This window comes from Fervidicella metallireducens AeB (assembly GCF_000601455.1).
In the GTDB taxonomy this organism is placed as follows: Bacteria; Bacillota; Clostridia; order Clostridiales; family Caloramatoraceae; genus Fervidicella; species Fervidicella metallireducens.
This window is the reverse complement of record NZ_AZQP01000054.1, coordinates 1-13945: the sequence shown is the minus strand read 5'-3', so window position 1 is coordinate 13945 and position 13945 is coordinate 1. Positions and strand designations below refer to the sequence as shown.

Genomic DNA, 13945 nt, shown 5'->3' with positions numbered 1-13945 from the left:
CCCATTGCATCAGTAGACATAGTTAAGACTTTGAAAAGTGTATCAGCATTGCATATTTTTAGAACTTTTCCAACTCTAAAACGACAAAAGTTTTGGGGTAGTGGATTATGGAGCAAAGGTTACTATGTTGGTACAGCAGGTTCAGTATCGGCTGAAACAATTCAAAGGTACGTTCAAAATCAGAAGTTAGTGTAATGTTAAGTTAGGGGAGTATCGAACTCCCCTAACTTAAAGCCCTTACATCCTCGACCACAAGGGTACGAGGTTTTACGGGCTGAATTATAAATGCCCTTGCGATTGCGTTTTCTGTGTAAGAAAGAATTATGATTCTTTAACAACAGAAGGCAGCCTTTGGCTTGAACATGAACCTGAACTTTCTGAAATTATTAATGAACTGAAAAAACGGGACCTTTCAAAATATGATGAAGCAGTTTTCTGTGGATATGGTGAACCCCTTGTTAGAATAGACACTTTAATTGAAGTATGTAAATACATTCGTTCTGTATCTTCAATCAAAATAAGAATAAACACCAATGGCCTTTCTGATCTCATTCATCAAAAACCAACTGCCCACTTGTTGTCTGGGCTTGTAGACTCAATTTCTATAAGTTTAAATGCTCCTTCTGCAGATGAATATCTTAAAATAACCAATCCTGAATTTGGTATTGAGTCTTTTCAGTCATTATTAAACTTCGCACAAGCTTCCAAGAAAGTAATTGGTGATGTGTATTTTTCAGTTGTGGATATTTTGACTGAAGAACAGATTTTAAGATGTAAAGAAATTTCAGAAAGAATGAATATACCTCTTAAAATCAGGCATAAAGCTTAACTTTTATTTCATATCTTTTATAACCATAATTTAGCAAATAAATTCTTTTGACAATCTTGTAACATACATTTACAATGGAAATTGATATTTGTCGAAATTTTTATTTTTTTAAGGAGGAACAGCTTTGAAACATTTAAAGAAACTATTCACACTACTTTTATTAGTAATTTTCACAGTGACTTTCATCCCAAGTTTTACAAAAGCAGAAGCTGCTGTAAACCTGCCTACAATAAAGTATATAGGTATGGAACATTCACCTTTGCTTTCTGGTGATACACAAACTTTCTACATATCCTCAGATTTTAATAATAAGGTACAATATAGAGTATTTCTTTATTCTTACTCAACTAAAAAGAAAATAGAGCTAACTAAAGGATATTCTGCACCTGTTCACCCTAAAACACCATATGTTATAAAATCTGCATATGTATATAAAAATGGTAAGTATAGATTGGAAGTTTTAGTGAAATCTAAGGATTCAACAAAAAACTTTGATAGTTTTAAAAACTATGACTTTCAGTGCGTGTCAAGGGATAAAAGAAAAAATATAACTACCACAGGTTCAATGTATAACGTTAAGGATGTCTATTCTTTAGGCGAAAAAGTTGTTATAAGTGGTATTAAAGGAATATATGGAATGAAGTCTCCATATAAATATAAACTTAGCGTTTACAGTGTCAGAAAAAATCAGGTAGTTTATTCTGGAAGTATCTATAGCACAAAGGCTGAATGGACTCCAAAGGAAGTAGGTCCATATATATTAACTCTTTATGTAAACTCAAAGGGGTCAAAGGCAAAATACGATGCAATAAAGCAAAAAGTAATCTATGTTAAAACAACAAATTCAATGAAATCTGGAAAAATTACCCTGGATTCAACTAAAGATGATGTTATAAGCCTTCTTGGTGAACCTTTTTCAACTAAATATGATTATGGCTGTTATGTAATGACCTATGATAATGTTATTCTTTACCTGGATCACACCTACACACCAAACGTTGTTATAGGTTGGGAAAACAAAGGCAATCCATTAATATATCTTGGAAATAAAAATCCAAATGCTCCTGCATTAACACTTGGCTCTTATTCATATGAAGTACTTAATGCAATGGGAACTCCTGAGTTTTTACCACCATTTTTATTAAACAATGATGTTGATTTTTGGGGATTTTCTGATGGCTCTGTTGTTTTCTTCAATCAGGATGGAGAAGTTGCAAGTTACCTTAACAACGGAAGTCTTAAAATTTCCCTTGGTTCAAAAAACCCTTTTGCTCCAGCATTGAATTTAAATTCTAATTTTGTAGATGTAGTTAATGCCATGGGAACTCCAGACGCTTTATATATTAATGGTATAGCTACAGAGGATTACACAAAATGTTGGTATGGTAAATCATACTTTGCTTTTGACGAAGATGGAAAAATAATATTTTTTGAAAATGAAGGAAATTTGAAAATAAATTTAGGTGATATTAACCCTGATGCACCAGAAATTACTGAAGGCTCAAGCATTCAAGATGTTATAGATGCTATGGGAACTCCAGACAGCATAACTCTTGACTCTGAATCTGGAGATATTATCTGGAAATATGGAACTTCAACAATTAGCTTCTCAGCTGAAGGGTCAGTTAAAAATTGGAATGACACAGGGAATTTAAAAGTTTTAAAATAATTTCAGCCATCAGAGATTTTTCTCTGATGGCTTTAAATTTTAGCTTGGGATAAATTGATTCTACAAATTTACATGTTGTTTTATTTTAGTTTTAGATTTATCATTTACTTGTAGCAGATTTTGTAAAGGAGTGACATTATGATTTGGATTAAGAAAAACTACATTGGCATATTGTTATCATTTCTTTTAGCCCTTGTGGCTTCTAAACTTGGCAGCATATATCCAGTAATTGGGGGGCCTGTTTTTGGTATTGTACTAGGTATTATTATTAATAATACCATAGGAAAACCCAAAAGTACTGAGAGTGGAATACGCTTCACATCTAAAAAAGTTCTTCAATGGGCAATTATTGTATTAGGTGCAAGTCTAAACTTAAATCAAATATATAAAACAGGGTTAGACTCTCTATCTGTAACTATAATTACCCTGTTAGTTGCATTTTTTACAGCTTATTTTGTTGGGAATCTAATGGGGATACCATATAAATTAAAATCCTTAATAGGTGTTGGAACTGCAATTTGCGGAGGTTCTGCTATCGCTGCAATATCTCCAATAATTGAAGCAGATGATATGGAAGTTGCATATTCTATATCTACAATATTTCTATTTAACATAATTGCTGTACTTATATTCCCACCACTTGGACATATCCTTGGATTTGACGATAAAGCCTTTGGACTTTGGGCAGGTACTGCAATAAATGATACATCATCTGTTGTTGCTGCTGGATATGCCTACAGTAATGCAGCTGGAGCCTATGCCACAATAGTAAAACTTACAAGAACAACCATGATAATTCCTATTTCAATTATATTCGCCATAATAACCTCCATTAAAAAGAAAAAAGAATCAAAGGAAAATCAATCTGTAAACTATAGCTTTAAAAAGATTTTCCCATGGTTTATACTCTGGTTCCTTGTTGCTTCACTTTTAAATTCAATAGGAGTATTTAATAAACAAAGTTTAATCTATATTCATATAATAGGTAAATTTATGATTGTTATGGCACTCTCAGCAGTTGGGCTATCTACTGACTTTAAAAAACTGCTTAAAACAGGAATAAAGCCTCTATTATTAGGTCTTATTGTCTGGTTCGCAGTTGCCTTATCAAGTGTAATAGTACAAAAATTCTAAACCTCAAACTAAGTAGCACAGTTAAGTATTTTAAGTAAAAGTACTTAACTGTGCTGTTTTACTGAATATCCTTCCCTATTTTAATTTCAAACCTATTCTTTCTTTTAACCACTGCATAAAGCACTATAACTGATATTACTGACACTGTTAATTCAACCATAGCAAGACTTTTAATAACCTTCATCTGATATAGAGCAGATAAAAAGTCAAAAATGGCATGTAATATAATTGCATAAAGAAGATATGTTTTTTTCTGTATTCCATATAATACAACAAGGTTCAATTTATAAGAAACTTATATTTTCATAATGCAAATTATCCACTCTATTAATAATCAGACTTCCATCCTTAAAAGGCCTCAGCAAATTTAATAAACTTTCATCAAAGTTTTTGCTTAAATATAACTCCTCATCCCTTCTATCTATTATAACTGGCATCCTATTATGTATTTCACACATCTCTTTATTAGGCTGGGTTGTTATTATTGTAACACACCTTTTTTTACTTCCATCCTTTTCTAAAAAATCTCTGTAAATACCTGCAAGGGAAAATATGGTTTCTCCTTTTAAAGCTATTCTATATTTAACTTTTTTAGTATCTTCTTTTTTCCATTCAAAAAATCCATTTACTGGAATAAGGCATCTGTTTTGTATAAATGCTTCTTTAAATAAATGCTTTTGTAAAATCGTCTCGCTTCTTGCATTTATAATCCTCTTATTATTAACAATGAATCCCCATGAAAATGCATCTAATCTTTTTTTGTCATCATTTAGTGCTACAATCAGGTTGTCACCTGGAAACCCTTCTCCCTTTTTAAAACTGACAGTTTGGCTCTGCTCTATAAAATATCTTTTTAATATATCTTTAAAGTCATTATCTAGTACAACTCTACCACACATATCAACACCCCTTAATACCATTATATCCTATTTATTACTTTTTAAAAAAATCTCTTCACAGCAAGTAAATTTTACAGGTAATAGTACAGGGAGGATTAATAGATTTTTTAAAAATCTATTAATCCTCCCCTCATATATTCTTATTAAGATATCTATCAATAAATGCCTTATTCGCAATATCAAGTTTTTCCAGGTACTCACGATATGAATCGCTCAAAATTTTTAAATTATGAATAAATACATCATAATATCCATTTTCCTGCTGAAACTGTAAAATCATTTGATTAATTTTATATGCAGGTGATATTTTATATTCATCTGAATTTTTAAATTCTAAATATTTCTCAATTTCTTCTTTGTGTTCCTCTAAATATTTATCTGTGTTATTAACAAAATCCATTATTGATGAATTAAGTTTCTGTACATCTTCTGTTTTAAAGTTTACAAGCCCCTCTTGAAAATATTCTTCCAGTTCCTTTGGAAACTCTATTGCCTGAATTTTATCTAAATAATTAACAATATCTTCATATGCTCTTTCCTTTTGTGCAGTATCTATTCTGCCGTTCAAAAATTGTCCAAAATGTAAACATAAATACATTCCATAAGGTCCTGGAAAGGCTTGAATCAATTTTTCCCTTATTGTAAAATACTTTTCTATCTCTTCTTCAATATAAAAAATTGTTTGTTCAATATTATAATCATTCATCAACTGTTCTAAACATTTTTTGTTAGCTAATGATTTTTCAATTTCTAAATCCATCTTGTATATGCATTTTCTAATAGCCTCAGGTTTATTGCTACTGGATAGAATATACCTAATATCAGAAATGCTGATATCTAATTTCCTTAATACACTAATTTCTTTTAATATACAGATATCTTCATAGCTGTAATTTCGATAACCGTTATTTTCTATCCTTGGTGAAATCAAACCCTGCTGTTCATAATACTCAACTGCTTTCTTCGTCAGTTTACATTCCCTACAAACATCTTTAATAAACAATATTATCACCTCATATTTATAATAGGCCAACACCTAAGGTTACAGTCAATACCTCTTTTAACAAAATTATATAAATTATGCAGCTATATATTTAACGTTATAGCCTGTTTTTTTACTTACACTTATAAAATGTTATAGAATAATCCCATAATATTTTCCCTGTACTCTTTTTATATTTTCTCTTCTTTTTTAAATTGGTAAATTATGATAATATATACTTAATATGTATAGGGGGTAGAAATGATGGAAAAATTACAAGAAAACATAACTGAATTAAAAGAACAAATCAAAAAAATGGAGTACTTAGGAAATGCATTGGGGGTACTCTATTGGGACATGAGAACAGGTATTCCAAAAAAAGCAATACCTTATAGAGGGGAGATACTTGGCTATCTATCTTCAGAGCTATACAAACTCCAGACAAGCGAAAAAATAAAAGAATTAATGGATTATTTCAAAAATGTAGATGAACTAGATGATGTAACAAAGGCAATGGTTGAAAATGTTAAGAAAGATTATGAAAGAACTAAAAAAATACCTGCTGATAAATATAGAGAATTTGTTATCCTACAATCAGCAGCTGAAGCAAAATGGGAAGAAGCAAAAGAAAAATCAGATTTCAATATATTCAAACCATATCTTGAAAAGCTTGTGAATACAACTAAAGAATTTTTAGAGTATTGGGGATACGAAGGAAATAAATATAACACCCTTTTAGATTTCTATGAACCTGGAGTTACTGTTGAAAAGCTGGATAAAGTCTTTACAGAGTTAAGGGAAGCCATAGTTGATTTATTAAATAGAATTAAAAACTCAAGATATTCTCCTGATACTGAATTCTTCAGGGGACATTATCCAAGGAACACTCAAGAAAAGTTAGGAAAACTTATATTAGATAAAATAGGCTATGATTTTGAAGCAGGAAGACTAGATGAAAGTATGCATCCTTTCACAGTTAATTTTGGCAATAAAGACGTAAGAGTAACAACCCATTATTATGAAAATGACTTTTTAAGCTCAGTTTTTAGTTGTATACATGAAGGCGGACATGCAATTTATGAGCAGCAAATTCCGGATGAACTTATAGGTACAGGTCTTGCTGGTGGAACTTCTATGGGAATACATGAGTCTCAGTCAAGATTTTATGAAAATGTAATTGGACGAAGCATTGAGTTCTGGAGTTATTTTTATCCTGAACTGACAGCTATATATCCTCAATTTAAAGATATTTCTATTGAAGACTTTTACAAAGGAATAAACAAAATACAGCCGTCATTAATCAGAGTTGAAGCCGATGAACTTACTTATAGTTTACACATAATTATCAGATATGAGATAGAAAAACAACTGATTAATGGTGAAATTAACGTTGATGAACTGCCAAAAGTTTGGAACGAAAAATACAAAGAATATCTTGGAATAGAGCCTGCTAATGACTCTGAAGGAGTACTTCAGGACATGCATTGGTCAGCTGGAAATTTTGGATATTTCCCTTCATATGCCCTTGGAAACCTCTATGGAGCACAATTCTTTAACAAAATGAAAAAGGATATTCCAGATGTCTATGAAAAGGTTGCAAGGGGTGAATTTAACATAATAAAAGATTGGCTAAGAGACAACATACATAAATATGGCAAGATATATGAACCAGTTGAATTAATAAAAAGAGTTACTGGTGAAGAACTTACTGCAAAGTACTTTATTGAATACCTAAATGCAAAATACAGTAGAATTTATAATCTGTGATCAAAAAAAGCAACGGGGCGGCAGTTGCCGCCCCATCGCTATGCCAAGATTGCTAAGACAAATTTTTCATGTTACTTATATTATTAGCAACTTTAAATTTTTTATACGATAACTTAAGAAATATTTTTTTATTTTCTCTGCAGTGCAGATATAAATGACACGAAAATCCTAAATCAATTTCCTTTTCAACAAAATCTAATTTTTCATGGTTATATTTTAATATCTCAATAATTTCTTCAAATATTTCATTATTTTCCTGCAATTTGTCAAAAAGAAAGGAATCCACCTAAAAAATTTTATACAGATAGGATTATAAATTTTTTGTAGAATAGATAAATTAGTTGTATTTATTGTATTAATATTGCATAAGTAAGGCCAAAAAATTATTTAAGAGGAATGATTTATATGAACAAGAATGAAATAAGACTTGCAAGTTTAGCTGAGGATTTATTTGTTGATATATTTTCTGATGTATTTGGTGTGGATAAAACCAATTATCTTTTTATGCAGTATCCTGTTGTAGATATTTATGGAAATAACAGATTTATAGATTTTGCACTAATATGTGACGGATATAAAATTGCATTGGAAATAGATGGTGAGAATTACCATAATCCTTATAAAATTAATGAAGGTAAATATTTTGATGATCTTTTAAAACAAAACAGCTTAATTTATCAAAATTGGAAGATATATAGATGGGCATATAGGCAGCTTAAAGATCAAAGGGAAAAGGTTAAGGATGAGCTTTTAACTTTCATTGGCGAAATGCCTCTCTTTAAAGAATTTGAAGATTTTTTACCTATGCAAAAGGGACGAGCTATCGTTTTAAAGGAACATCAAGAGGAAGCACTAGAAACTTTAGATAATATGCGGAGAAATGGAGAAAGTATCGCCCTTTTATATCATGCTACAGGTACAGGCAAAACCGTAACTGCCATATCTGATGCTAAAAGATTAAAAAGCAGAACACTATATCTTGCCCATACAAAGGATTTGGTATATCAGGCAAGGGAAAAGTTTAAAGAGCTGTGGCCTGAAAAAGATTCAGGTATTTATATTGCAGAAAAAAAAGAAAAGGATGCATATATTATTTGTGGAAGTGTTCAAAGTATAAGCCAGAATATAGATAATTTCAGTCCAGATGAATTTGAATATATTATTGTAGATGAAGCCCACCATGGGGCAGCTGAAACATATAGAAAAATATTGAGCCATTTTAGGCCTAAGTTTACTTTAGGTCTAACAGCTACACCAGAGAGAATGGACGGAGAGGACATACTTGAACTTTTCAAGAACGTGGCCCATAAATTAGATTTAAAAACAGCTGTTCAAATAGGAGAATTAGTTCCGATAAGATGCATAAGGGTAAAAACCAATGTTGATATTTCAAATGTGAGATTTAATGGAATAAAGTACAACTCTCAAGACCTTGAAAGTAAGATATTTGTGCCCGAGAGGAATAAAGTCATTGTAGAAACCTTTTTAAACTATGTGAAAGATAAAAAGACAGTTATATTCTGTGCATCGGTAAATCATGCTAAAACTATAGCTGATATGCTTAAAGAAAATAATATCAATGCACATGCAGTATCAGGCATGATGCCTTCAAAGGAAAGGCAAAGAATTTTAAAAGAATACGAATATGGCAAAATAAATGTATTGTGTGCCTGTGATTTACTGAATGAAGGATGGGACAGCCCAAGAACAGAAGTTTTATTCATGGCAAGGCTACAATGTCAAAACCATTTATCTTCAACAGTTAGGAAGAGGTACAAGAAAATGTGAAGGTAAAGAATATTTAATGGTTTTTGACTTTATTGATAATGCCAATATGTTCAATAATGCATTATCCTTGCATAGGCTCTTTAATATTGACAAATACAGACCTAATGAATATGTTTTAGCACCAGATAATCTTAAGGAATTTGAAAATAACATGCTTAATAATGGGGAAAAACCTGCAGTTTATTTAGATTTTCCTGTAAATGTTACTGATTATGAATATATAGATTTGTTTAATTGGCAGGAAGAAGTTAAAAACCTTATTTCTCAGATAGAGTTTGTAAGAATGGTTGATGTTCAGGAAGAGACTATTTCAAGATATATAAGGGAAGGGAAAATAATACCTGATTTAAAAGTTCCAGCAGGCAGTAAGTATTTTAATTATTTTAAAAAGGAGACCGCTTTGAAATATGCAGGGGAGTATGGCTGGAGGCTTATTAATCACAGCAATATGAAGGATATATTTATTGAAATGGTTGAAAAGATGGATATGTCCTATTCATACAAGCCAGTTCTTTTAAAAGCAATGCTTGAATGCTGCGATGAAAATGGAAAGGCTTTAATTGATGATGTAGTTGAATACTTCATCAAGTTTTATGAAGACAGAAAAAATAAAAATCTTTATGTTGAAAAACCAAACAGTATATATTGCAGAGATGAAATTGATAAAAAATCAGTAAAGAGGAACATCTTTGATAATCCTTTCAAAAGATTTGAAGACATGAGGTTTTTAAGAAAAAGTAAGGACATAGAATATATAGAGTTTAATCCTTATGTTTGGAAAAAGCTTTCACAGGAAGAAAAGGATTGGATAAAGACTTTATGCGATGAAAAGCTAGAAGATTATTATAGTAGATTTAAAAATTAATTAAAGGAGCACTATATGAATTCAATTAAATATTATGATGAAAACGCGTTAGAGTTTTTTAATAACACTGTCCTTGCTGATATGAAAGAATTATATGATAAGTTTTTAAAATACTTAAGCAAAGATGCCCATATTTTAGACGCAGGTTGCGGCTCAGGAAGAGATACTAAGTATTTTTTGGATTTAGGATTTAAAGTTACGGCAATAGATGCATCTAAGGAAATGGTTAAATTAAGCTCTAACTTTACTGGTCAGAACACTCTTAAAGTGAGCTTTGAAGAAATGGACTTTGAAAATAAGTTCGATGCTATATGGGCTTGTGCTTCCCTTCTTCATATCCCTAAAACTCAGATGAGTGAAGTATTAGAGAGGTTTTCAAATGCCTTAAAGGATAATGGTATAATCTTCGCTTCCTTTAAATATGGAGATGGGCAGGAGATAAAAGACGGACGAATGTTTAATAACTATAACGAAGACACCTTAAAAAAATTAATAAATGACTTACCTCTTTTTACAATCTTAGATATGTGGAAAACAAAGGATGTCCGAGAAGAAAGGAAAAATGAAGATTGGATAAGTGTGATTGTAAAAAAGTGCAGCATAAATAAAAACTAAAACTCATCCCCCTATGGCAGACAGTTATGTAATAAAACTGAAAGTCATTGGGGTATTTTTTATCATTTATAAATGTATACACAATATCTTCAAAACCAAATTTAAAACTGCCAAAAAAAGCAACAAGACGGCAGATGCCGCCCCATTGCTATGCCAAGATTGCTAAGACAAATTTTTCATGTTACCCATATTATTAACCATTTAAATTTTTTTATACAAAAATTTAATCTGTAGTTTTTAATTCTGTAGCCTGACTTTCTGTAAAGTATTTAAAATGTTTGAAAATAAATTTTTGTAATGTAGCAAGAATAGCTTGCAACAACTTTTCTTTCCCAAAACCATCAAAAATTTATGTTTTTGTTTTTAGACCTAATGGAATATATAGGGTTTATTTTTCATGTTGTTCCAATTTAATACCCCCTGACTAAATAAAAAAACACCTGTCTTTTACAAAGTATAATTCTAACAATTGAATTCGTTATCATTATTTAATAATGACATATAGTCTCTCTTTCCATGCAAAATACGTTGTATTGAAACTATATTATTTTCGTAAATATAAAAGATAGGGTATTGTCCACATATAATATACCTATATTTGCTCTTTAATCTAATTTTATACATTAACATCGTCCCACTCTCTGGGAATTCTGCTAATCTTTCAATCTTTTTAATAATTTCCTTAATGATTTTTGTAGCAGCTTCTACACTATCTTCTGATATATATTTTTTTATCTCCTGCAAATCAGCAGTTGCTACAGGGTTAATTCTAATTTTTGCTGTCATTTTTATACCCCCAAGCTAGATTTTAAATCATCAAGAGTTTGCCACTCTTCCCCTGTTTTAATTGCTTCCTCTGCTTCATTTAGTTTTACAAGAAGTTTTATAATTGTTTGCTGTCTTTCATACTCTTCCATATCAATAAGGACATATCTTCCTCTACCATTCTTTGTAAGAAAAACAGGTTCTCCATTTTCACAGTCCTTTAACACTTCATTATAATTACGTAAATCTGAAATTGGCTTTATATTTGGCATACATATCACCTCTCATTGATATCGTTGTTATTATTGTATGCTAATTTTACTTAAAATACAACGCCAAATTTATCATCATTTTTTAAAGTTAACTATAATAACTTAGTATCATTTCTTTTTTGCCACATACTTTCTGATAATATATAGAATATTAATGTATTCTTAGCTCTTTTTTATACATATAATTTTCATCCTCTGGAGCTCCTATTCTTATGAGACAGTAAACAACTCTTAATCCTGACCTTATATGTCCCTGATAATTTTATTTTTTAACACAAGATACATTGCATGGGACCATAACAGTGGTTTTGCTGGTTCTCCCCATAGATTTATCCATTTTAAAATATATTCACCATTATTAACATGACCTAAAACCTGCTCCACAAACTCTCCCTTATCGTCTGCTTGTTTTTCTATCCACATAATACATTCTTTTGCCTTCTCCATTTGTCCTGTCTCAACATAATACCAGCCAAGATATCCTGTTAATAAAAGCCACTCTCCTCCACCATAATAAGTGTCCTCTGGGTATCTATGAACTCCATAATTATGAACAAGTCTTTTTTCTATTTCATATATTGTATTTTTCATTATGCTATCATCCGGGTTGAACATACCAAATGGTACCGATGCCCAAATTAGACTTGAGTCTATACTTTCAGAACCTACATACTTAACAAGACGTCCATTTAATACACAATTTTTTAAAACAAATTCTTTGATATCCTCTACTGTCTTATTAATTCTTGGATCTTCAATATATTTTGATATTGAATTTAAGCCCCCATATATGCATGCTAGAGTTGCAGGATGAATTTTATCCCCATTTTCTTCCCAACAATCAAAGTTTGGTACACCCCAAAGATTAATAAGATAATCTATGGTCAAACTTATGCTTTCTCTATATTTGCTTAAAAGTTCATTTTTTCCCGTAATTGATATATGCTGACTTAATGCCCAAAGCCATGTTCCATAACCATCTAGTTGAAAATTTCCCCATTCATCCTTTTCTTCTTGCCCATCCATATTATATCTAGCTGGCATATAATCAAAGTTGATAAGTTCCTCCCCTCCTTGAACCACTTCAACAATTTTTATAACCTTTTCTCTTTGACTTAATATAACTTTATTCACCCAATGGAAGAATTTTTGAGATGATTCATATTGCCCATATAAATCCATTGCATATGCAGTAAAGCTACCATCTCTGAGCCAACAATATTTGTATGTATCAAAATCAGGACAAGCGATATAAGCTCCCAATGGGTTTTGATTTTTGCTAATTATCTCTAAACTTTTTAAAATTAAGTCTATAACCATTCCCCTCCTTCTTTAAAATTTTCAAAAATAGATTTGTACTAAAAACAGTAATTAGCCTTGTTTACCAAGACTAATTACTGCTCATCAAATGTTATATGTTATGTGACTGTAATTTATTATCATTTAAAACAACCTTATAGGAATTAAGGTCTGTATGGATTTCTTCTTTAAATGGATTCTTTTTATACTTGAATATCTTGTAGTAATGATATACAAAGACTGCTAAATTTGATGCAAGTGATAAAAAGCTGACTACAAATAATGCAGTTGTGCTATGGGATGACTTCACCGCAAACTTTGATGAATCTAAAAAATTAGGAATACACAATGCAATCATAGCCCAAGTAGCTAATGTTTGTGCTCTGTGTTGTAACCAGGCTCCCTTCTTTATAAAGAAGGCTGGGATTGTACAGGATAATAGAAGTATAAGTCCTGAGTAATATGAATGATCCGAAATACAGTTATATACATATGCAAAGTTCCATAAATCATAAGCAATTATCCAAAACCATAGCTGGTCTGGCCAAATCATATCTTCACTCTTATCTTTACTTATGATAATACCAAACCAACCTGAAATAGTTATTATATTTAGTATTCCTGCTATACCGTTCATTATATTCCAAGGTCCACCTATTATTGTAACTCCATCTACTAATCCATTGAAACTGTAGCATTGAAAGTCTCTTATTACTGCCTCCATAATATTGAGTGCAAGTATAAATGGCGGGAACATTAATGCATATTTATTGGTTCTTAGTTTCTTGTTATATCTAATTAACATAAAACCAATACATCCTGCTAGTGCCGAATAAACCTTTGCCCAGTGGAACCAAGTACCAACACTTGAACCTGGACCTGCTGTTTTTGGCCATACTGCAAATGTTAAAAATATTGGTATAACGATAAATAAAAAGATTGCAAAATATTTGCTTCTGCGAGCAAATTCATTTGCTAAAATAAGTCCTGCTAACACAATAACTCCCATAGTTATCTGTGCAAATGATAGTGGTTCAAATAAAGGCATAATAAAACCCCCT

16 protein-coding genes are annotated in these 13945 nt (G+C 31.0%); 8 read left to right on the top strand and 8 right to left on the bottom strand.

What is annotated here, in order from left to right:
• From tnpA to Q428_RS12330, 4 genes are all read left to right on the top strand, one after another.
• On the top strand, window positions 1-195 hold a 195-nt coding region (gene tnpA, locus Q428_RS12345; protein WP_035381389.1), incomplete at its 5' end, for an IS200/IS605 family transposase.
• A 46-nt stretch (window positions 196-241) separates the two neighbouring features.
• Entirely contained in the window at window positions 242-829 is a 588-nt protein-coding gene (locus Q428_RS12340; RefSeq protein ID WP_035381387.1) for a TIGR04100 family radical SAM protein, read from the top strand.
• 124 nt (window positions 830-953) lie between these two features.
• On the top strand, window positions 954-2498 hold the full coding sequence (locus Q428_RS12335) for a hypothetical protein (RefSeq protein ID WP_035381385.1): 1545 nt from the start codon (window positions 954-956) through the stop codon (window positions 2496-2498).
• Window positions 2499-2636: 138 nt separating this feature from the next.
• Window positions 2637-3632 (top strand): YeiH family protein, encoded by a 996-nt coding sequence (locus Q428_RS12330; RefSeq protein ID WP_035381383.1) that lies wholly within the window; start codon window positions 2637-2639, stop codon window positions 3630-3632.
• A 58-nt stretch (window positions 3633-3690) separates the two neighbouring features.
• Here Q428_RS12330 and Q428_RS12325 read toward each other — a convergent pair whose 3' ends face one another.
• The 3 genes from Q428_RS12325 to Q428_RS12315 form a co-directional block, all read right to left on the bottom strand.
• Window positions 3691-3915 (bottom strand): YhfC family glutamic-type intramembrane protease, encoded by a 225-nt coding sequence (locus tag Q428_RS12325; protein WP_035381381.1) that lies wholly within the window; start codon window positions 3913-3915, stop codon window positions 3691-3693.
• Between the two features lies 1 nt (window position 3916).
• Window positions 3917-4531 carry an SOS response-associated peptidase gene (locus Q428_RS12320; RefSeq protein ID WP_051515159.1) on the bottom strand — a complete coding sequence of 205 codons (615 nt, stop codon included), beginning with the start codon at window positions 4529-4531 and terminating at the stop codon, window positions 3917-3919.
• Between the two features lie 130 nt (window positions 4532-4661).
• Window positions 4662-5534, bottom strand: coding sequence for a MerR family transcriptional regulator (locus Q428_RS12315; RefSeq protein ID WP_035381380.1), 873 nt, complete (start codon window positions 5532-5534; stop codon window positions 4662-4664).
• A 240-nt stretch (window positions 5535-5774) separates the two neighbouring features.
• Between Q428_RS12315 and Q428_RS12310 the strand changes: the two genes are divergently transcribed.
• On the top strand, window positions 5775-7280 hold the full coding sequence (locus tag Q428_RS12310) for a carboxypeptidase M32 (protein ID WP_035381378.1): 1506 nt from the start codon (window positions 5775-5777) through the stop codon (window positions 7278-7280).
• A gap of 52 nt (window positions 7281-7332) precedes the next feature.
• Here Q428_RS12310 and Q428_RS12305 read toward each other — a convergent pair whose 3' ends face one another.
• A complete protein-coding gene (locus Q428_RS12305) occupies window positions 7333-7566 on the bottom strand; it encodes a hypothetical protein (RefSeq protein WP_152539131.1) in 234 nt (77 codons plus the stop codon).
• 119 nt (window positions 7567-7685) lie between these two features.
• On the opposite strand from Q428_RS12305, the gene Q428_RS16600 reads away from it, so the two are divergent.
• Genes Q428_RS16600 through Q428_RS12295 form a run of 3 tightly spaced genes read left to right on the top strand, consistent with a single transcriptional unit; the run spans window position 7686 to window position 10548 of the window.
• Window positions 7686-9068 (top strand): DEAD/DEAH box helicase, encoded by a 1383-nt coding sequence (locus Q428_RS16600; RefSeq protein WP_341349045.1) that lies wholly within the window; start codon window positions 7686-7688, stop codon window positions 9066-9068.
• A complete protein-coding gene (locus Q428_RS16595; protein ID WP_341349047.1) occupies window positions 8965-9933 on the top strand; it encodes a hypothetical protein in 969 nt (322 codons plus the stop codon). The genes Q428_RS16600 and Q428_RS16595 overlap by 104 nt, the downstream gene beginning before the upstream one ends.
• Window positions 9934-9948: 15 nt before the next feature.
• Window positions 9949-10548: a class I SAM-dependent methyltransferase gene (locus tag Q428_RS12295; RefSeq protein ID WP_035381374.1), complete on the top strand. Its 600-nt coding sequence runs from the start codon at window positions 9949-9951 to the stop codon at window positions 10546-10548.
• 462 nt (window positions 10549-11010) lie between these two features.
• On the opposite strand, the gene Q428_RS12290 is transcribed toward Q428_RS12295, so the two are convergent.
• The 4 genes from Q428_RS12290 to Q428_RS12275 form a co-directional block, all read right to left on the bottom strand.
• Entirely contained in the window at window positions 11011-11334 is a 324-nt protein-coding gene (locus Q428_RS12290) for a type II toxin-antitoxin system RelE/ParE family toxin (RefSeq protein WP_035381372.1), read from the bottom strand.
• Window positions 11335-11336: 2 nt separating this feature from the next.
• A complete protein-coding gene (locus Q428_RS12285; protein WP_035381370.1) occupies window positions 11337-11585 on the bottom strand; it encodes a type II toxin-antitoxin system Phd/YefM family antitoxin in 249 nt (82 codons plus the stop codon).
• A 243-nt stretch (window positions 11586-11828) separates the two neighbouring features.
• Window positions 11829-12905: a glycoside hydrolase family 15 protein gene (locus tag Q428_RS12280; protein WP_051515158.1), complete on the bottom strand. Its 1077-nt coding sequence runs from the start codon at window positions 12903-12905 to the stop codon at window positions 11829-11831.
• 91 nt (window positions 12906-12996) lie between these two features.
• Window positions 12997-13932 carry a DUF5692 family protein gene (locus tag Q428_RS12275; RefSeq protein ID WP_035381391.1) on the bottom strand — a complete coding sequence of 312 codons (936 nt, stop codon included), beginning with the start codon at window positions 13930-13932 and terminating at the stop codon, window positions 12997-12999.
• Window positions 13933-13945 lie beyond the last annotated feature (13 nt).

Coding starts and splice junctions, on each gene's coding strand:
- Q428_RS12330 (WP_035381383.1), top strand. CDS start 2,637: ATGATTTGGATTAAGAAAAACTACATTGGCATATTGTTATCATTTCTT.
- Q428_RS12320 (WP_051515159.1), bottom strand. CDS start 4,531: ATGTGTGGTAGAGTTGTACTAGATAATGACTTTAAAGATATATTAAAA.
- Q428_RS12310 (WP_035381378.1), top strand. CDS start 5,775: ATGATGGAAAAATTACAAGAAAACATAACTGAATTAAAAGAACAAATC.
- Q428_RS16600 (WP_341349045.1), top strand. CDS start 7,686: ATGAACAAGAATGAAATAAGACTTGCAAGTTTAGCTGAGGATTTATTT.
- Q428_RS16595 (WP_341349047.1), top strand. CDS start 8,965: ATGAAGGATGGGACAGCCCAAGAACAGAAGTTTTATTCATGGCAAGGC.
- Q428_RS12295 (WP_035381374.1), top strand. CDS start 9,949: ATGAATTCAATTAAATATTATGATGAAAACGCGTTAGAGTTTTTTAAT.
- Q428_RS12290 (WP_035381372.1), bottom strand. CDS start 11,334: ATGACAGCAAAAATTAGAATTAACCCTGTAGCAACTGCTGATTTGCAG.
- Q428_RS12285 (WP_035381370.1), bottom strand. CDS start 11,585: ATGCCAAATATAAAGCCAATTTCAGATTTACGTAATTATAATGAAGTG.
- Q428_RS12280 (WP_051515158.1), bottom strand. CDS start 12,905: ATGGTTATAGACTTAATTTTAAAAAGTTTAGAGATAATTAGCAAAAAT.
- Q428_RS12275 (WP_035381391.1), bottom strand. CDS start 13,932: ATGCCTTTATTTGAACCACTATCATTTGCACAGATAACTATGGGAGTT.